The organism is Candidatus Weimeria sp. HCP3S3_B5 (assembly GCF_052064335.1).
Classification (GTDB): Bacteria; Bacillota; Clostridia; order Lachnospirales; family Lachnospiraceae; genus Weimeria.
Genome location: NZ_JBQHVU010000012.1, coordinates 65,028 through 84,199, shown reverse-complemented (window position 1 = coordinate 84,199; position 19,172 = coordinate 65,028). Strand labels below are relative to the sequence as shown.

16 protein-coding genes and 2 pseudogenes are annotated in these 19,172 nt (G+C 43.2%); all 18 read left to right on the top strand.

Annotation, left to right across the window (positions count from 1 at the left end; genetic code table 11):
- Nucleotides 1-110: 110 nt before the first annotated feature.
- A pseudogene (locus tag ACTNCK_RS07375) lies at nucleotides 111-962 on the top strand (BREX system Lon protease-like protein BrxL); the annotation flags it as partial.
- A gap of 3 nt (nucleotides 963-965) precedes the next feature.
- Entirely contained in the window at nucleotides 966-2,492 is a 1,527-nt protein-coding gene (locus tag ACTNCK_RS07370; RefSeq protein WP_441081857.1) for an AAA family ATPase, read from the top strand.
- Nucleotides 2,485-3,357, top strand: a complete 873-nt coding sequence (locus ACTNCK_RS07365; protein WP_441081856.1) for an HNH endonuclease — start codon at nucleotides 2,485-2,487, stop codon at nucleotides 3,355-3,357. Before ACTNCK_RS07370 ends, ACTNCK_RS07365 begins: the two co-directional genes overlap by 8 nt.
- A gap of 1 nt (nucleotide 3,358) precedes the next feature.
- Nucleotides 3,359-3,691 (top strand): hypothetical protein, encoded by a 333-nt coding sequence (locus tag ACTNCK_RS07360; protein WP_441081855.1) that lies wholly within the window; start codon nucleotides 3,359-3,361, stop codon nucleotides 3,689-3,691.
- A gap of 2 nt (nucleotides 3,692-3,693) precedes the next feature.
- A complete protein-coding gene (locus tag ACTNCK_RS07355; RefSeq protein ID WP_441081854.1) occupies nucleotides 3,694-3,882 on the top strand; it encodes a hypothetical protein in 189 nt (62 codons plus the stop codon).
- A 120-nt stretch (nucleotides 3,883-4,002) separates the two neighbouring features.
- Complete coding sequence (locus tag ACTNCK_RS07350) at nucleotides 4,003-4,365, top strand: hypothetical protein (protein ID WP_441081853.1); 363 nt, start codon at nucleotides 4,003-4,005, stop codon at nucleotides 4,363-4,365.
- Between the two features lie 21 nt (nucleotides 4,366-4,386).
- Nucleotides 4,387-4,812 (top strand): hypothetical protein, encoded by a 426-nt coding sequence (locus tag ACTNCK_RS07345; RefSeq protein ID WP_441081852.1) that lies wholly within the window; start codon nucleotides 4,387-4,389, stop codon nucleotides 4,810-4,812.
- Between the two features lie 1,043 nt (nucleotides 4,813-5,855).
- Nucleotides 5,856-6,266 carry an IS200/IS605 family transposase gene (tnpA, locus tag ACTNCK_RS07340; RefSeq protein WP_441081851.1) on the top strand — a complete coding sequence of 137 codons (411 nt, stop codon included), beginning with the start codon at nucleotides 5,856-5,858 and terminating at the stop codon, nucleotides 6,264-6,266.
- Complete coding sequence (locus ACTNCK_RS07335; RefSeq protein ID WP_441081850.1) at nucleotides 6,263-7,405, top strand: RNA-guided endonuclease TnpB family protein; 1,143 nt, start codon at nucleotides 6,263-6,265, stop codon at nucleotides 7,403-7,405. Before tnpA ends, ACTNCK_RS07335 begins: the two co-directional genes overlap by 4 nt.
- Nucleotides 7,406-7,648: 243 nt before the next feature.
- The gene (locus tag ACTNCK_RS07330; RefSeq protein ID WP_441081849.1) at nucleotides 7,649-8,314 is read left to right on the top strand and encodes an LD-carboxypeptidase; all 666 of its coding nucleotides are present in this window, start codon (nucleotides 7,649-7,651) and stop codon (nucleotides 8,312-8,314) included.
- Nucleotides 8,315-8,418: 104 nt separating this feature from the next.
- A complete protein-coding gene (locus ACTNCK_RS07325; protein ID WP_441081848.1) occupies nucleotides 8,419-9,753 on the top strand; it encodes an IS110 family transposase in 1,335 nt (444 codons plus the stop codon).
- 518 nt (nucleotides 9,754-10,271) lie between these two features.
- Nucleotides 10,272-10,682 (top strand): annotated as a pseudogene (locus ACTNCK_RS07320) (LD-carboxypeptidase); the annotation flags it as partial.
- A 138-nt stretch (nucleotides 10,683-10,820) separates the two neighbouring features.
- Nucleotides 10,821-11,138, top strand: coding sequence for a hypothetical protein (locus tag ACTNCK_RS07315; protein ID WP_441081847.1), 318 nt, complete (start codon nucleotides 10,821-10,823; stop codon nucleotides 11,136-11,138).
- Between the two features lie 163 nt (nucleotides 11,139-11,301).
- On the top strand, nucleotides 11,302-12,072 hold the full coding sequence (locus tag ACTNCK_RS07310) for a LytR/AlgR family response regulator transcription factor (RefSeq protein WP_441081846.1): 771 nt from the start codon (nucleotides 11,302-11,304) through the stop codon (nucleotides 12,070-12,072).
- Nucleotides 12,069-13,388, top strand: coding sequence for a sensor histidine kinase (locus ACTNCK_RS07305; RefSeq protein WP_441081845.1), 1,320 nt, complete (start codon nucleotides 12,069-12,071; stop codon nucleotides 13,386-13,388). The genes ACTNCK_RS07310 and ACTNCK_RS07305 overlap by 4 nt, the downstream gene beginning before the upstream one ends.
- A 103-nt stretch (nucleotides 13,389-13,491) precedes the next feature.
- Entirely contained in the window at nucleotides 13,492-17,019 is a 3,528-nt protein-coding gene (locus ACTNCK_RS07300; protein WP_441081844.1) for an HD domain-containing phosphohydrolase, read from the top strand.
- Nucleotides 17,016-18,230, top strand: coding sequence for a BMP family ABC transporter substrate-binding protein (locus ACTNCK_RS07295; protein ID WP_441081843.1), 1,215 nt, complete (start codon nucleotides 17,016-17,018; stop codon nucleotides 18,228-18,230). The genes ACTNCK_RS07300 and ACTNCK_RS07295 overlap by 4 nt, the downstream gene beginning before the upstream one ends.
- Nucleotides 18,231-18,449: 219 nt before the next feature.
- Nucleotides 18,450-19,172, top strand: coding sequence for an N-acetylmuramoyl-L-alanine amidase family protein (locus ACTNCK_RS07290; RefSeq protein WP_441081842.1), 723 nt, complete (start codon nucleotides 18,450-18,452; stop codon nucleotides 19,170-19,172).

Below are 19,172 nucleotides of genomic sequence, written 5' to 3'. Positions count from 1 at the left end.
AAAAAAGCGTGCCGCAAAATGCAACACGCTCTGGTAGGAATATTTAGTTAACTCAGATAATAAAATGCAGTTTTTGTGACGCCGGAGGGAATTTTAATTTGGCGTATGACATAGATAAATACTTTAGACTTGGAAAGAATCTTAACCAGCGTGATACCATTGCAGTTCGTAGAATGGTAGATGGATATTTGAAGCTTTTGTATCCAGATGGAAACTTTACGAAAGAAGATGTGACAGAAGTATTAGAGATTGCATTGGAAATGAGAAGACGTGTCAAAGAGCAGCTTAAGAAGCTAGGTGGCATGGAATTCTATGATGTTAATTTCTCATACATAGATATGGATGATATGTCTGAACACTACGTATCAGTACCAGAGCAGGGCGGTGGAAAGCTTATTCCAGAGAGAATGTGCAATCCAGGTCAAGTCTATACTGTATCGCATGGTAAATCAGACATGATAGGTGTATTTAGACTTGAATCTCAGATGCTTCCAGGTAATGGCAAGTTTGATCGTACAGGCCTCGGTACTGATAGAGAATGCAAAGAGGCTGTAGATACTGCATTCAATTTCCTTAAGGCAAATGGAAATAGAATTAGCGGTTCTCTTGGTGTGCTCAATAAGGATTTTGTAATTAATTATCAGGATCTTCAGGGCATAGGTATGACTCATAAATTGGCTCTTCCTACGCTTATTGCGTTGTGTTCTATCGGACTCGGAAGACCGGTTCAGAGCTCAATGGTTGTTATTGGAGATTTCAGTATAGGTGGAACCATCATGAAGGGAGATAACTTGGCAAGTACATTGCAAGTATGCCTTGATAGTGGTGCAAAAAAAGTATTATTACCACAGACATCAGCTGTTGATTTGGGAACAGTACCGGCTGAGCTTATGAGTAGCTTTAGTTTGGTGTTCTATCAGAGCGCAGAAGATGCTGTGTTTAAAACGTTAGGGGTTGAATAATAAATGAACGAGTTAATTTTCATTGTAGACGACAAGGTGGGACTTCGCGAAAACACGTTTTATTTATTAAATGATGGATGGGATGACTGGTTTCAGTATTCGACCCAATATATAGCGCATTATGTTGATGAAGATGGTAAACAGACCAGAATAGGTTATGTAAAAATAGCAGAAAAAGGCCAGACAGAGCGACGAGCATCGTTGCCAGCTCAATTCTCAAAATTAAGTGAGGACTTTTATTCATTAGGTGCGTCAGAGGATTATTATCTTGAATTAAAAGATAACTTAAAACCAGATATTAGAGAACGAGTATTAAAAGCGTTAAATGACATTGCTTTTAATACAGATATTTATGAGGCTGTTAAGAATTATAACGTTACACGGATTTCTCTGAAAAGAGATATTACAGAGACAATGATTCTAGGGCAATTAAAAAGAATTGCTCATGGCGGGGCTCGATTAACAAGATATTCATTTGAATATAGTTTTCCGGTTTCATATGGAGGAGAGGATAAATCAATCGACTTTGTTGTCATACCGGACAGTAAACCACCTACCAATATACATGCTATTATTGGCAAAAATGGTGTAGGTAAAACAACATTATTGAAAAAGATGCTACATGCCGTTTATGCAAAAGAGTACACAGAAGATTTCGGCGGTTTTGATAGAATGCGTTTTTCTAACGTGGTGTTTGTTTCGTATTCGGCATTTGATATTCCCATTTTTGATACAGATCTACCTTCAGATAGAAGGAAAATACCTTATGCATTTGTGGGACTTATTGGTCAAAAAGAGAATGGGGAAAAATATGTCAAGGATCAGGAACACTTGGCTAGTGAATTTGTAGATAGTTTATATAAGGTTTCAAATAGCTATAAAAAGAAAATATGGAATGAGATAATTGATATTTTGAGTTCTGATATGACCTTTGCAGAGCTAAATATAAAGGCATGGATAGAGGCAGATAGTAAGATATCTGGTGCTAACAATGAAGAGAGAGAAAAAGTCTTTAGCAAAAGGATAACGGAACAATATAAGCGGCTCAGCTCAGGACACAAAGTAATTCTTTTGACATTGACAAAGTTAGTTGAACTCGTGGAAGAGAAGACTCTTGTAATACTTGATGAGCCCGAGGAACATCTGCATCCACCACTTGTATCAGCTTTTATACGTGCTTTATCAAAGTTACTGATTTATAGAAATGGAGTAGGGATAATAGCTACTCATTCTCCAGTTATAGTTCAGGAAATTCCTCAAAAATGCGTATGGATGATAAGAAGGGTAAATACAGAATTTGTAGCCGAAAGGCCTTCTATTCAAACGTTTGGTGAAAATCTTGGAGAACTGACGGAAGAGATATTTGGCTTTGAGGTTCTAAATTCGGGATTTCACAAAATGCTACAAGATGAGTCGTACAAAACAGATGATTACGAAGAAGCGCTTGAAGAGTTTGATAATGAACTGGGAAAGGAAGCTCAATCTTTATTGAAGGCTTACATTTTTGAAAGGATGAGAAGTGATGATTAGCATTCCAGACATTAATCAAGAAGAACTGCTAAATGATTGTATAGATGACATACAAGTTAAAGACGTTGAGACAAGAGAAAGAAAAACAAGAATAGAAAATAGTAAGCAGTCCTTGTTGGATTATGCAGGGCATTACAAAACGGTAGCGGAAATAGGGGGATTAAGTGCAGAAGAGCAGAATTCTGAAATAAATGGCGGTGCAACAAAAAGTGATATGGTTTTCTTATATGATGAGCGCCTTGTAAAATCTGCGAAGGGAAAACCTTATTACGATAAAATTAAAGCTGCAGCGCCTTATGGCAAGTGTCCGATATGCGGATATTATGAAGCCGATACCTTAGATCATTATTTGCCCAAAGCTATTTTTTATAGATATGCGGTAACTGTAGAAAACTTGGTTCCAGAATGTAGCGCATGTAATAAAAAGAAGACCACAGGGTTAGCGAGTAGAAGAGTTGAAGAGACTATACATCCATATTTCGATGACTTTGATGATGAAGTATGGATGTACGCGCAAATCAATCGAGAGGCGGGAAGCCCTTTTGGATTCGATTTTGAGGTTAGAAAACCGAACTCATGGGATAATGTTAAATACCTACGTGCAAAGAATCATTTAGAGGTATATAAACTCTATGATTTGTATAGAGCGTTGTCAGCTGCAGAGATTAATACTGTATTATCGAAAATTAAGAAACTATATAAGAGAGTCAAGGATATTGATTTTTTAAGAGATATAACTAAGGATTATTGTGATGCAGAACGTGAGCAGAAAAAAAATTCATGGCAGGCTGCGATGTATCAGTGTATATATGAAGATACATGGGTCTGGGATGAATACATGCCAGCTTTTTTAGATGAGGAATAATATGATTAATAATTATCCGATTATCACACTTTGTGGTAGTACACGTTTTAAAAATGAATTTATGGAAGCTCAAAAGAAACTCACTTTAGAGGGCAACATTGTCATCAGTGTGGGCCTCTTTGGGCATTCTGGAGATTCTGAGGTCTGGGAAAACATGGATGAAGGAACGATGACCAAGACTAAGGAAATGCTGGATGATATGCACAAGCGGAAAATTGACATGGCTGATGAGATATTTGTAATCAATGTCGGAGGTTATATAGGCGACAGTACGCGTTCTGAGATTGAGTATGCTATTGAACATGGTAAGAAGGTTCGATATCTGGAGGATTAATCATGGGTATTTTTACAGATGGAGATAATGAAGAAGACGAGTTATTTGATCTGTATATGCTAAATGAAATACATGAAGACAGTAATAAAGGTGATAGTACAAATCATTCAGGCGGATGCCTGACAAGTTTTTTTCTTATTATGACTGTTCCTATCGGAATAGTTTTTGGGGTGATTTCTATAATCGTATAAGTGAAAGGTGGTTTTTCATAACTTTGATAAGGATATCTTGTATTCTTTTGGCGCGTTCATGACTGTTTGCAAGATTACCAGAAATGATGCTGAGCGATGACGGAGAGGAGTAGAGACTCTATGCATGACGAGATTAGAAGCATTCGTATAGAATCAAACAATATCTGCTATGGACCGGAGCCAGGTGCTGATGATGAAGTGGAACAATATCTTACTATTTCTTCAACGGGAAGAGTATGGTTTTCTGCACGAAATTATCAGCAGTATTGTAATAGTAAGGACTATTGCCGTAAGAAGCAGACAAGCATTGATAAATGGAAGGCAGAGTTTCTCTTACGCTTAATAGATAATATTTCAGAGAATATGTCTTTTGTAACAGACGTTGGATCTTATGATTTAGAAATCAGGTATTCAAATGATACAAAGAGGAGAATATCAGGATCTCTTATCGGCGGTGTATATTCACATGCCTATGGAGAGTAAAATAATGTTGATGTTACCAGATTGATCAGAAGATATATTCCTGTATATGGATTATGGGCTTTCGATAGTTCTACATCCCCTGATTATGAAGGGAAAAAAGCGGTTTTTCTTTTTGCTGAAGCATGGGAGAAATTTTTCAAGAATCCTGATTCAAGTAAAGACTTTGAAGATGGGTTTGGACGTGAGTGTGAGTCTTTAGGCTTTCAGATGGATTGCGGAGAAAAGTTTGTTTTTGAATGCAAGAAGAGAGGCTGTAAGACTCCATATGGCGAAGGTTTAAAAGAAGCTGTAGCTGATATAGATGATATCGAAGTTATCGGTTCAGGTGCTTTTTCATATTGGAGAGGCTTGACGCATTGGGATTATATGTATCATTTAGGGCCAGAAGAATGTGGGATTTTTCTATGCCTATTGCGTAGGCTTAAGGAATTAACGTGTAAAAAATAAATGGAGGTGGGAGAAGTTTGTTGACTACTGCAATTTGATGTCATAAATGGTATTCCCGCTCGCAAGAGCGGGTGGATAGAAACCTGATATAGTGTTTGCCAGATACGGTACGTTCTGATATAATACTTCTGGAGCTACCGATAACGGTAGGCGGTTAGCCCTCTTAATTTGCAGAGGGTACTTAGCCCTCTGACTTCAAAGGAAGGAGGGCGATGTCTATGGTTAGTTGGACTGAACTAATTCAGTACACAACAATGCTTATAGAATTAGCCACACTGTTTTATGTGATTGGCAAAAAGAAATAGCCGCCCCGCCTGAGAAACGAGCGACTATTGTAGTTGGGTTTTTGGGCTGACCGTCTATCCGGTAGCTCTTTTTATATGTCCATTATAACAGAATCGGTGGCATTGTCAAACAAAACATACTTGCGATGTTTGTCTGCGAAGATACCCACCGCCCGAATATTACCAGTTTATTCTTATTATTGTCTTTTTACCAATAGAAAAAGCATCCTTGTATGACATGTATGCCAGATATAAGACAGTTTCCCTGCATTATTGCCTTTATTCCAATACCAGCCATTTCTTTTCGTAAATTGCAATAACATGTTAGACACCCTCTGCTAGGCAGTAGCCTGGTAGATTCGGTCGATTTCCTCCTTCAAAATTTGTTCTGGCTTTCTTTTTGCTATCTGGTGTTTTATTCACCTTTTAGGTGAAGATCAGAGTAATTGCAAAGTACAGTATTCTTCAGATTTCAAGGTGCTGATATGGTTGGCTGTGAATATTCAAGGATTTATGATGCTGTAATCGCTTAATTAAAATTGATCAACATATATTGAGTGTTTCACTGAACGTGATATAATAAAAGCAACGAAGGAGGCAGATTTTATGACAGTTACGGCGACTGAATTTAAGCAATCGGGCGGGAATTCTCGGGAACTTGTTCCCGAGATGAAAGCCCGTAAAAAAGAATGCTATCTGTATAGATAAGAAACAGCGTAACTTCTTGCTTATTCTTTCAGAACATGTTATACTATATGTATGAACAAATATACGCATGGACGTACCTGTGTCTATAACATAAATTACCATATCGTCTGGTGTGTAAAGTATCGTCGCAAAGTGCTGTCACAAAAAATATCTGAACGGCTTTATGAACTCTGCCATGAGATTGCCAAAGCAAAAGGCTTTACAGTCGTAGAGGTTAAAGTCGGAGAGAATGATCATGTACACTGTTTCGTATCTGCTCCGCCAAAGATATCCATCACCCAGATCGTAAAATACCTGAAAGGCATATCAGGCAACAGGCTACTGGAAGAATTTCCTGAACTCCGTAAATCTTTATGGAAAGGGCATCTCTGGAACGGCAGTTACTTTGTTGAGACTATTGGCTCCACATCCGAGGATAACATCAGACGCTACATCGAAAGGCAGAAAAACGTCCAGTTATGAACAAAGCATATGTTTACAGGCTGTACCCTACAGCCGACCAGAAAATCTTATTTGCAAAGACCTTCGGGTGCTGCCGCAAGATCTGGAATCTCATGCTAGGTGACCGCATAGATGCCTACAACGATTATGGGATAACCCTCTTACCGACACCTGCATGGTACAAAGATGATGACAGGTATTCGTACCTCAAAGAAGTAGACTCCCTTGCCCTTGCAAACGTACAGCTGGCATTGCGGAAAGCTTACAAAGCTTTCTTTGATGGTATAGCAGAGTTCCCGAAATTCAAGTCAAAACGCCGTTCAAAGCTGTCATACACTACCAACAACCAGGGCGGGACCATCTCTGTTGCGGATAATGCTGTCCGTCTTCCCAAAGTCGGCATGGTAAAAGCCAAGATCCATAGAAATGCTCCTTCCTATATGGTGTTAAAATCCGCTACTATATCATGCGACAAGTGTGGCGGATACTATGTTTCCATACTTTATGAGTATGACAGGGCTGATATCTTTAGCAATACCCATACATCTGACGACCCGGAAAAACTTCTGGGACTTGATTACAAGTCAGACGGTCTGTACGTCGATTCCGAGGGCAGATGTGCCGATATGCCGCACTTCTACCGTAAGGCTCAGAAGAAGCTGAAACACCTCCAACGGGAACTGTCACGCAAAGTCGGTTCAAAGAAGGGCGAGACACCTTCCCACAACTTTGAAAAACAGCTTGCCAGAGTCCGTAAACAATACAGGCATGTGGTAGACCAGAGACGTGACTATCTCCAGAAGCGGTCAACCGCCATTGCTGATGAGTACGACCTTATCGGGACAGAAGACTTATCACTCAAAGGGATGTCATCTTCCAAAGGACTGGGGCTGGGGAAAGCAACAAACGATAACGGTTTTGGTATGTTTATCCAGATGCTTGCCTACAAGATGGCCGACAGAAATAAACACCTCATAAAGGTAGGCAGAGCTTTTCCGTCAAGCCAGCTGTGTCAGTGTGGCTATAAGAATCCGATAACCAAGGATCTCTCTGTCCGCAGGATCATCTGCCCAATGTGTGGCCGCACATACGACCGTGATATCAACGCCGCTATAAACATCAGAAACGAAGCCTACCGCATCTTCCGGTGCAGGGAATAGGTTGATATCAATGTAGGGCGGGGACCGCCCAAACTAAAGCCTGTGGAGCTGGCTCTGACGGGACATGCCTTTAGCGGGGTATGCTAGTTACCACCAGTCTTGAAGCAGGAAGCTCGGGAACTTGTTCCCGAGTAGTTCACGTTGATTGCCAAACAGGAACAATGTTATATAGAGAAGGAATTTAAGGGTAAGCAGCATACAGATAAAAAATAATATTGTTTTATCTATGGAGAAATTGTAGTTATGCAATATGCAAGAAAATTGAGAAAAGGTGACAAAGTAGCAATTGTAAGCTTGTCAAGTGGAATGCTTGGTGAAAAATTCTGCAGTCATAATATTGAGATTGGTGTAAAGAGATTAAAAGAATATGGTTTTGAGCCGGTATTTATGCCTAATGCTTTGAAGGGTATTGAATATTTGCAAACTCACCCGCAAGCAAGGGCGAAAGACCTAAAAGATGCATTTCTGGATAATTCTATTGCAGGGATTATTTGTGCAATTGGTGGTGATGATACATACAGACTTTTGCCTTATCTGATGGAAGATGAAGAGTTTATAAAAGCGGTAGAGGAGCATCCAAAATTATTTACAGGATTCTCAGATACTACGATCAATCATTTGATGTTTTATAAACTGGGCTTGTCTACTTATTACGGACCAAACTTTATTTGTGATTTGGGAGAAATTGCAGATGAGATGTTACCATATACCAAAAGGGCATTTGAGAGTTATTTGGAAGGTAATGAATCTGATGAAATTATATCCAGTGATATTTGGTATGAAGAAAGAGAAGATTTTTCAAGAGCTGCAATAGGAACAAAAAGAAAAGCTCACAAGGAAGAACATGGGTTTGAACTTCTCCAGGGAAGTGAAATTTTCCAAGGAGCTTCCTGTATAATACATATATAAGGAATTCCGGAAAGGAAGGTTGATAAAAAGTAATACCTCAATGTAAAATAAGTTTACTGACTCAGCATAGTTGGTAAAACATATAGAACAGAGAGGTATCACAAATGAATAGTAACACAAAGACCAGAAGTAATGCAACAAAAATCGACAGATCACAGAATGCCAGGATCAGGGCTATCACAGAGACGACAATGATCGTGGGGATCGATATAGGCAGTGAGAAGCATGACGCCAGAGCGTTTACATACAGAGGGATAGAGATCTCTGCGGAACCCTTCGAGTTTAGAAATAGTGAAGAGGGTTACTATATGTTTCTGGCGTGGATGGAGGATCTCAAATCAAAGAATGGACTCGATGCCGTAATACCAGGAATGGAGCCAACCGGCCATTACTGGTTCAACTTGGGCGCATTTCTCCAATCTCATGGAATGAGGACCGTTCTCGTGAATCCATATCATGTAAAACAGGCGAAAGAGCTGGATGACAGTAATCCACTGAAGACTGACCGCAAGGATCCAAAGGTGATAGCAGGGCTGGTGAAAGATGGAAGGTACCAGATACCCTACATACCGGAAGGTGTATATGCAGAGGTGAGGATGCTTTCATCCCTGAGATACCAGGCACAGGAAGAACTGACACGCGTAACGAACAGGCTTGCGAGATGGTTCAGCATATATTTCCCTGAATTCAAAGACGTTTATACACAGCCCGATCCGATAACAGGGATAATGATTCTTCATGAGGCGCCTCTCCCGGAAGACATTGTGAAACTGGGAGCTGACGGCATAGAGAAGATCTGGAGGAAAGCAAAAATCCGCGGCGCCGGACACAAGAGGGCTGTTGAGCTATACGAAGCTGCGCTGAACAGCATAGGGAAGCAGACCGCCCATGAGGCAGCAAGGATTGAGATAGCGGAGCTACTGGAAGACTATGACAAATACAGTCATAGGGTTGCAGAACTGTTAGAAAAGCTGAATGAGAAGACCAGTGATATACCTTATGTTAACAAACTCCTTGAGATACCGGGGATAGGCGAAAAAACGGCGTATGGGTTTGTTGCTGAAGTAGGAGACATAAGACGTTTTGAGGATCCAAGACAGCTTCAGAAACTTGCAGGATACGCAATAGTGGAGACCAGTTCCGGAAAGCACAAAGGAGAAAGTCACATAAGCTATCGAGGACGAAAAAGGCTGAGATATGTGCTGTATGAAGCAGCAGTATCTGTGGTAGGCAAGAATGCAGAGTTCAAGGAATTGTATACTTACTACCGGACAAGAAAGGACAACCCGTTAAAGAAGATGCAGGCTATAATCGCGGTTGCCTGCAAGCTGATCAGAATCTTTTATGTAATCCTGGCAAAAGGCGTAGATTATGATGGCACAAAGATGCTTAGAGACATACGAAGGAAAGATATGGACACAGAGATAGTGGCAGCTTAGAAATAGGTAGCATACCAAGCACATCGCAGCTGTCCTGAGCCGACAGCATATGAGTCGGTTGAGGCCAGCTGCGATGTAAAAGAATGTAGCACACAGGCAAAGACTATGCCATTGGAAACAGCAGGTAAACGTCCACCGCAAGGTGCTGTTGTGGAAGATACATGGTCAGTAAGTTATTTACAAAGAATGAGCCAGTAGTCGGCAGGAATTTTTTCCATAGGGCACGACCCTGAAAAGGAGCTAAGCTGACACCCTGGTTGTGGGCAGGCGGAACGAAGGAAGTTGGGACAAAGATCCCGGTAGATATGGGAGGTACGCTGCCATAGCTGACAGGGGTATACATAAGGCCTTTTAAAACGAGATATGAAGACGTTTTAAAAAGTGTACCCTGAATAGGCTATTTTCGTACCAGATACACAGAAATGCTCACAATATTTGACTCATTCTTTATTTTGAGGAACAATGAAAACCTTTATTTTTCAGGCAAAAAGTGCTTGACAATGTAGGGAGGATTATTAGGTGGATGTTTGGAAAGCCTTTATGATGTATTGACCAATAGCAGATATAAAGATGAAAAGGAAGTTTGTGAAAGATATGATTTGTTTCCAAATAAGGAAGAGTGGATTGGGAAAATTCTATTTATAGAAACCTGCGAAGAAAAACCGACTCCTGAATTGTTTGAAAGAGAAGTGTTATTACTGAAAGAAAAGGGAGTATTCGACGTGGTAAATGGTGTATTAGTTGGAAAGCCACAGGATGAAGCTTATTATCAGGAATATAAAGATATTCTTATTAGAGTGATAGACAATGAGAAACTTCCGATTGTTTATAATGTGAATTTTGGACATGCTATGCCACGATGTGCGTTACAGTATGGCGCTGTTGCAAAGGTAGATATGAAGCAGAAAAAGATTTATATGAATAGGTAGGAGCGAATACTATGTGAAGTGGTAAACTTATTTTAGACAAGGAGGGGTTAATTTTTGAACACGGGTCTTATAAAATAAAGACAGAGAAGATCCATTTCTAAAACAGTTGATATTCTCAACTTGAACAAGAGGTTTACCATGAAATACACCAAAGAACAACGTTTGGACATTGGCCGCCGGATTTATTCTGGTGAAATCAGTAAGTATAAGGCCGCTGAAATCTATGATATCAGTTACCAAACAGCCCGAGAGTATATGCGGCTATATCGCAATGTTAATCATCTGCCGCCGAAACGCGGACGAACAACGTCTGCAAATCATAGTTCAATATCAAAGATTGCGCTTGAATCGAAGGATCTTGAGACATACCAGTCTATGTCAAAAGAAGAATTGATTCAGGAGCTTGTCAAGGCACGAATAGCAGAAGTCCGATTAAAAAAGGCTTTTTGTTTCTAAAATTTGTTGACTACTGCAAAGGTATCTGATATAAGTAAACCTACCAGGCCTCCTACAAAGCTCTCTGAAAGGACCGTGGATCCATATGACGGAAATAGGTTTATGATCAAGCTTGTGCCATCAGAGCTCACCTGCCTGAATTCTGAATTCAAAAAGAAAGGACATGGCAGCAGACAGATATATGAATATAGCAATAGCAGATGACAATCCGAGAGATATAGCAGCCTTGCAGGCAGTACTGGATAAATATGCCAGGAACTCAGGGGTCGGGATAAGGGTCACAAGCTTTATGAGCGCAGAGGAATTGCTAAAAGGCTACAGGCCCTTTATGTACACGGTGGTCTTTCTGGATATCTATATGGAGGGGATGACAGGCCTTGAGGCGGCAGAGGCCATCAGGCAGGAGGACAGCGACACCTTTCTGGTATTTCTTACGACCAGTAAGGAGCATATGGCAGAGGCCTTCAGGACACATGCCTATGATTATATAGAAAAACCATTTGGAGAGGAAGATATATTCCGTGTCATGGATGATATGCTAAGGCGCAGGTCAGTCCATGAGAAAAGTCTGACCTTTACCTGCAACAGGGAGGGGAGGATGCTTATCTATCCTGATATAGTGATGGTGACCTCGTCTCTTCACAACGTGGAGATCCGTGACAGATACGGCAATGAATACAGACCCAGGATCTCCTTTTCCTCAGTCTCGGATCAGCTTCTCTCGGACAGGCAGTTCCTGCTCATATCACGCGGTATAATAGTCAATATGAACTATGTCGAGGACTTCGACCAGGGGGTATGCTTTCTCACGGGAGGTCTTAGGGCTCCATGCAATCTGAGACGACAGAGGGAGCTTGTCGATGCCTGGCAGAATTATATATTCACAGTGATCAGAGGAGAAGCAATGGAAAAAATATGGGAGCATAATAAATGACAGATACCTTTACCTGCGAATTTATTCAAAGCCTGATTTTCATTCCGGCGGCCCTGCTCTGCTACCTTCCGCTAATGGGACAGCTCAGGGAAAGACCTGGCAAGCTCATGCTAAAGGCCATCCCTATCTTTCTGGCCCTTTCGATTACAGAGTCATACATTGCGACAAGGGTAGAGCTGGACGGCAATATAGAGCTTGCGCCGATACTGATAGCAGCCTTTATCTTCTATCTATGGAGCATAGGCTGGCAGCTGGCAAAGGGTCTGGCTGTCTTTGTTGATGTAATGGCTCTTATGTCGGTCCTTGCCAATATGGCAGCCATGTTTGACGCATCGAGACATTCAGAGCTAGGCATCAATTCATCAACGATCGATTATGTGATATTTTTCCTGATAGCGGGAGCTCTATCGACGGTCGCTTTCGGACCCTTCCTTTTTAAGGCAGGCAGGAAGCTGTCGGACAGGCTGGAGATAGCTACAGTCTGGTATATGACACTGCCGTTTTCAGGAGCCATCCTGTTTTTGAATATATACGTGCGCCCGATCAAATACGAGACATTGTATGTGAACCGTATAGGAAGCATAGCACTTACCCTCCTTATTATTGCGCTGGTCTTCTGGGCGGTGATGAATATAGTTTTCTATTTTACTGTAATGGAGATACTGAACGCCTCGGAATCCCTGAATGAGCTTAGGGTCATGAAGGTAAAGGAGGAGCAGTACCGGGCCCAGATTTCATACGTTAAGGAATCGGCAAGAGCCAGGCATGATTTCCGCCAGACAGTCGCAACGCTTCAGATGATGGCAGAGGAGGGGGAAATAGACAGCATCAGGGACTATCTGGCGGATTATATAAAGGAACTGCCTGAAAATGAGACGACACTATACAGCGGAAACAGTGCTCTGAACGCAGTCCTTAACTATTATGCCGGGGATGCAAAAGGAAAGGGGATAGATATCAGGCTCCATATAGATGCGGATAAACAGGATGCCCTTTCGGATGCGGAGCTCTGTACTCTTATAGGAAACCTTCTGGAAAATGCTATAGAGGCTGCCGGGAAGGCAGATGAGCCTGACAGGTTTATTCAGCTGGCAGTGACAGTCAGGGGAAACTGGCTTTATATAGTCGCAACGAACGGCTTTAATGGACAGGTAAGGAAGAAGAATGGAAAATATATCTCGACTAAGTCAGGAGGAAGCGGATATGGTCTGGCCTCTGTCAGACAGACTGCCATGCATCATGGAGGCAGAGCGGAGTTTACAGATCAGGGAAAGGAATTTCATTCGGACATAGCTATCCCATTTAGAACGAACTGAATGTCATTTTGTGCCGGTTTACGGTTATTTCATGCCGATTCAGTTGAAGCAGCGAAGGATTTCTGCTTTAATAGAATCGGTATTTTTTATTTGAGGAGAAGGAATGATCATGAAAAAGACTGGACGGATAAATTTTAGAGCAGCTATAATAACTGTACTCTGCACATTTCTCGATCTGACAGGAAGGTATTTTGCGGTGCGCTATAAGTTGCCTCTCTGGGGCGACAGCCTTGGTACAGCCCTGGCAGCTTATGTGCTTGGACCATTCTCAGGAGCAGTGGTCGGCGCCCTCGCCTGCATCATGCTTTCCTTTGCTAACTATCGCACAGCCTTCTTCAGTATTGTGGGAATAGGCATAGGCTTAGGGATAGGCTTTTTTGCAAGAAGAGGAGCCTTTAAGACCTATTTTAACGCAGTGACATGCGCTATAGCCGTCACATCATATACATTTATTTCATCATCTATTCTGGATCTGGTCATCTGGGGAGGAACCACAGGCAACCTCTGGGGAGACGCAGTTATCAGTTATTTCCGTAATATCGGCCTGAAAAGTACAGTCAGCTGCTTTATAGGCCAGTTCTATCTGGAATTCGTGGATAAATTCCTTACAATAAGCCTCCTATATCTTCTGCTAAAGGCATACAGGGCCATGAAAGGGAAAAAGCCAGAGGCCAGAAAAGCTTTGCCTCTGATTCTTGCAGTTATCCTACCGGCGACTGTACTTGCAGGAAGCTTGAACGTGCATGCTGATACTGTAAAGGGAGACAATTCAAGCGTCATGAAGGTCTATGACGCAAGTAACGGACTTACTCCCGGGCACGCCACTTCGATTGCCGCGACAGGAGACGGCAGGCTCTGGATAGGGACATATGCCGGCCTTTATTCCTATGATGGTCAGGCCTTCAGGCTGTTTGATTCAAAGAAGATTCTGAATGTCAACTGCCTTTTTACCGACAGAGAGGGACGGCTCTGGGTCGGGACCAATGGCAGCGGACTTTCTATAATAATAAATGGCGAGCTGGTATCCTCTATAGACACCTTACAGGGACTTCCGGTGAACTCGATCAGGTCCATCACCCAGGCAAGCGACGGAAGATATTATGTCGGGACATCGTACGGTATGGTAGTGCTAAGTCTTTCAAACGGACTCTCTGTGACTGACAGGCTTGATCAGATCGAATACTGCACCTCATCGGCAGCTCTTGATAATGGCATGGTCGCTGCCGTAGGTGGAGACGGCGGACTATATCTGATAAAGGACGGCAGGATCATTTCCTCCAGAAGGGACGGCGATTATTCTGCGGTAGCCTTCATGTCCGACGGGACCATTTGCGCCGGAACCAATAATGGAAGGATAGATGAATTCAGTCTGGAAAAGAGAAGCCTGAAAAGAAGCGGAAGGACAGACTGCGGAAGCCACTCGACTATCAACTTCTTCCTCGAGGATAAGGAAGGAGGTGTCGAAATCCTGTGCGATAACGGTGTCTACAGCCGGGATCAGGGCGGGAAATGGACAAGGATAAGCACCGGGGATTTTGATTCCGCTCTGCAGAGGGCCGTCAGGGATTATCAGGGAAACCTCTGGATAGCATCTACACGTAAGGGTCTGCTCGAGATATCATCCTCGGCCTATACGGATTTCTTTAGTATGTACGGAATAGAAGCTGATACTGCAAACGCTGTGCTTCTGGATGGTGATCTCCTCTATGCCGGCTGCGACAGCGGACTTGTAATAATGGACCGTGTATCAGGAAAGAGGATTGAAAACAGACTGAGCCGGAAACTAAAGGGGATAAGGGTGAGAGCCCTTGCACTCGATGAGAAGGGAAATATATATGTAGCCACATATGGCATGGGACTTGTCATGTATGATGGTTCAGGCAGGATCACTTCCTTTGATGGAGAAAAAGGACCCGGTACAAGGGCGAGGACTGCCCTGTTGCTGCATGACGGCAGGATAGCTGCATCAGGAGATAATGGCCTTTCCTTTATAGATCATGGCAGGGTGGTAAGGCATATCCCATACGGAGATGAACTGGGAAACGTATCCATTCTATGCATAGCCCAGCTTTCTGACGGAAGGATCCTGCTTACGACGGATGGGGACGGCTATTATGTGATGGATCAGGGGAAGGTCGTAAAGCACTATACCGAAAGTGATGGGATAGGCTGCGATGTGGTCCTTAAGGCAGTTCCTTCGGCAAGTGACGATACATACTTTCTGGTGACAAGTAATGGTATAGTAGCAGTAGAAAATAATAAGCACAGGCAGCTTACGGATTTCCCCTATAGCAACAACTACGACATAATAGCAGACGGCTGGGGGGATCTATATATAACAGGAAGCGCAGGGATCTATATCACGACAGAGGAGGATCTGCTTTCCGGAAAGGCAGGAAGCTATCATCTGAGCGGACTTATTGACGGACTTCCCTGCTCGCTTACGGCCAATTCCTGGAACCTTTATTCTGGCGGGAGTCTATTCCTCTGTGGCTCGACAGGGCTTATATGTGCTGATACAGATGTGCTTAAAAGGCCTGTCGGGACACTTCGACTGGGTATAAAGAGCCTGATCTCAGGAGGAAGGGAGTATATAAGAGAGGATGAGGATATTTCGATCTCAGGAGGGAAGAAGGCGATAGTGATAACTCCTGAGGTCATGAATTTCCTCCCGGCAGATCCGATGATAAGCTGGAGGCTTAAGGGATACGAGCCTGGATGGAATAAGGCCCATGCCTCGGAGCTTTCTCCTGTCACCTATACTGATCTTCCGGCAGGCCATTACAGCTTTCTGCTGTCAGTTACAGATGATGAAGGGAATGTAAGGGAGCAGATCGAGACCCCGTTTACTATCACAGAGGAGCTTTGGGAGAGGGCATATTTCCGCTTCTATATAGTCATTGTGGAAGCCATATTTATAGGATGGCTTGTCTGGTTTATCACCCGCTATGTGATGAAAAGGAAATCAGAGAAGACCGAGCAGGCTCTGCTCCTTGCCGAGCAGCAGGTCCGCATGGGAAACGAGTCTGTGATTGCCATGACAAAGGCTCTTTTCGTGAAGGACAGAGATACCGGAGAGCATAGCCACAGAGTCGCCTTCTATGCCTCAAAGCTGGGAGAGAAGTACGGCTTTTCAGAGGATGAGATCAGGAACTTAAGAAAGGCTGCCATCCTGCATGATATAGGAAAAATAGCGGTTCCTGATGCAGTCCTTAACAAGCCGGCTAAGCTTACCGATGAGGAATATGAGATCATCAAATCCCATGCCCCGGTCGGAGCTGATATACTAAAGGGATTTACTATGATAAGGCATGTTCAGGCCGGAGCCAGATACCATCATGAGCGTTACGATGGAAAGGGCTATCCGGATGGACTTTCCGGTGAGGATATCCCTCTTTATGGAAGGATAATTTCCATAGCTGATGCCTATGACGCCATGACTGCCAAAAGGGTTTATCGTAATGCCCTTGATATGGATCAGGTGATAGGAGAGCTTAAAAGATGCAGGGGAACCCAGTTTGACCCGGATCTTACTGATCTCTTCCTCCAGCTTATAGAGGAAGGAGCGATAGACCCAGCAACCACTATAAAAGAGTACAGTAAGAGAGATCTGACGGAGGATATCGAATGAGGATACGGGATTTCAGAGAGAAAAGCTTTTTCCTGTCGGTCTGCCTTGTGGCCGTAGTACTTTTGGTGAGCGGCTTTTTCATCTATAAGAGGATCATAAATCCTTATAAGAGCAGGGACCTTGTGCGCGTCGGTCTGATACTGGACGGAGACCAGGCGACACCATATTCAGACAATTTCTATAACGCTTTAAACGAAGTGAAGAGAGAATACAAGGGCAGGGTGGAAACTGTCATCAAAAGCAATGTGACTGTAGATGATGAGGAGGCCGTGATAAGGGAGCTTGTATTTGAGAAATGCGACATCATCATCACCAACAGCTATGGCTTCGGAGATCTGGCTAAGAAGATGGCGGGGAGCTACCCGGATATAGAATTCATCCAGGCTACTCAGTCAAATGCGAATGAGAAGCCGGTTTATAAGAATTATCATACATTCATGGGCAGGATCTACGAGGGCAGATATATAGCTGGACAGGTGGCCGGCAGGAAGCTTAAAGAGCTTATAGACCAGGGCTCTATAAGAGGGGATCAGGCTGTGGCAGGCTATGTCGCAGCCTATCCTTATCCCGAGGTCATTTCGGGCTTTACGGCCTTTTATCTGGGTATGAAGGACCAGTGCAAGGAGGCCACTATGAAGGTGAAATACGCCAATACCTGGACAAGCTATCAGAAGGAATATGACCTTGCAAAAGAGCTTATAGACGAGGGCTGTGTGATCATCTCCCAGCATTCGGATACTACAGGACCGGCGGTTGCCTGTGAGAATTCCAAAGCAGATCATATAGTATTTCATATAGGCTACAATCAGAGTATGACAGGCATAGCCCCGACTACATCTCTTGTATCGACAAGGATCAACTGGACTCCTTATCTCATCTCAGCAGTAGGCGCTGTCCTGTCCGGCCACGATATAGAGGATGATATAGACGGCCGTAAAACCGGGAATGATGCCGGAGCCGGCTTCGATAAGGACTGGGTCAGGATGCTTGATATAAACACTACTATTGCAGCAGCTGGCACAGAAAAGATGGTAAACGAAAGCATAGAGGGCTTTAAAGAAGGACGGATCCATGTTTTCCGCGGAAATTACAAGGGCGTGGACCCGGATGATCCGAAAGACAGGATCGATCTGACCAGGGAGTACATAGAAAACAAAGATTGCTCGGCGCCGTTATTCCATTATATCCTTGATGGAATAGAGGTGGAGTGATAGAAACGCACCCGTAAACCGGGTGCGTTTTTTTCAGAAGAGAGCATTTATGAAGTATATAGCATAATATTCCAATGAGGATTATTATCGCTGGGCGGCCATTGAAAAGGAGTCTGGAGAAAGGATCGGCTGACTTTTCAGAGCCTTATTTCTGTGCTATAATGGGAAGCCGGCAGTAAAAGTATATGGAAAAGGCAGATCGCTGCAGGAAAGGTTATCATGAAAAGGCATATCATAAGGATATCTGGTCTTCTGATCGCTATATGTATGATCATCGGGCTTGGCATATGTCCGGCTCAGGCTGCGAAAAGGAAGAGAAGTCAATATACTATAGGCATAGATCCGGGGCATCAGAGGTACGGTGACAGCTCGACAGAGCCGTCGGCTCCGGGAAGCAGGGTCAGAAAGGCCAAGGTCGCTGGAGGCACAAGAGGCAGATATACAGGTCTCCCGGAATATAAGCTTACACTACAGGTGGCAAAGAAGCTGAAGCAGGAGCTTAAGGACCGGGGATACAAGGTAGTAATGACCCGCAGCAGAAATGATGTGAATATCTCCAACAGCAAAAGAGCCAAAAAGCTGAACAGGAGATGTGACATAGCTATCCGTCTTCATGCAGACGGCGGAGCATCTTCGGCGCATGGGGCCTCCATGCAGTGCTCATCCAGGAATAACAGGTATGTAGGACATCTCTATTCCAAGTGTAACAGGCTTTCAAGGGATATACTTAGAGCGTATTGCAGTGAGACCGGAATGAGAAGCCGCGGGATTGCATATCGTGACGACCTGACAGGGACCAATTTTTCTACTATACCTGTGACCCTTATAGAGATGGGCTTCATGACCAACAGGTCGGATGACAGATATATGGCAAAGTCTTCCAACCAGTATCTTATGGCCGAAGGCATAGCGAACGGAGTAGATGATTATTTCGGCTTCTAG

Coding starts and splice junctions, on each gene's coding strand:
- ACTNCK_RS07355 (WP_441081854.1), top strand. CDS start 3,694: ATGGGTATTTTTACAGATGGAGATAATGAAGAAGACGAGTTATTTGAT.
- ACTNCK_RS07360 (WP_441081855.1), top strand. CDS start 3,359: ATGATTAATAATTATCCGATTATCACACTTTGTGGTAGTACACGTTTT.
- ACTNCK_RS07295 (WP_441081843.1), top strand. CDS start 17,016: ATGAGGATACGGGATTTCAGAGAGAAAAGCTTTTTCCTGTCGGTCTGC.
- ACTNCK_RS07290 (WP_441081842.1), top strand. CDS start 18,450: ATGAAAAGGCATATCATAAGGATATCTGGTCTTCTGATCGCTATATGT.
- ACTNCK_RS07300 (WP_441081844.1), top strand. CDS start 13,492: ATGATCATGAAAAAGACTGGACGGATAAATTTTAGAGCAGCTATAATA.
- ACTNCK_RS07310 (WP_441081846.1), top strand. CDS start 11,302: ATGGCAGCAGACAGATATATGAATATAGCAATAGCAGATGACAATCCG.
- ACTNCK_RS07305 (WP_441081845.1), top strand. CDS start 12,069: ATGACAGATACCTTTACCTGCGAATTTATTCAAAGCCTGATTTTCATT.
- ACTNCK_RS07330 (WP_441081849.1), top strand. CDS start 7,649: ATGCAATATGCAAGAAAATTGAGAAAAGGTGACAAAGTAGCAATTGTA.
- ACTNCK_RS07315 (WP_441081847.1), top strand. CDS start 10,821: ATGAAATACACCAAAGAACAACGTTTGGACATTGGCCGCCGGATTTAT.
- ACTNCK_RS07350 (WP_441081853.1), top strand. CDS start 4,003: ATGCATGACGAGATTAGAAGCATTCGTATAGAATCAAACAATATCTGC.
- ACTNCK_RS07325 (WP_441081848.1), top strand. CDS start 8,419: ATGAATAGTAACACAAAGACCAGAAGTAATGCAACAAAAATCGACAGA.
- ACTNCK_RS07370 (WP_441081857.1), top strand. CDS start 966: ATGAACGAGTTAATTTTCATTGTAGACGACAAGGTGGGACTTCGCGAA.
- ACTNCK_RS07335 (WP_441081850.1), top strand. CDS start 6,263: ATGAACAAAGCATATGTTTACAGGCTGTACCCTACAGCCGACCAGAAA.
- ACTNCK_RS07365 (WP_441081856.1), top strand. CDS start 2,485: ATGATTAGCATTCCAGACATTAATCAAGAAGAACTGCTAAATGATTGT.
- tnpA (WP_441081851.1), top strand. CDS start 5,856: ATGAACAAATATACGCATGGACGTACCTGTGTCTATAACATAAATTAC.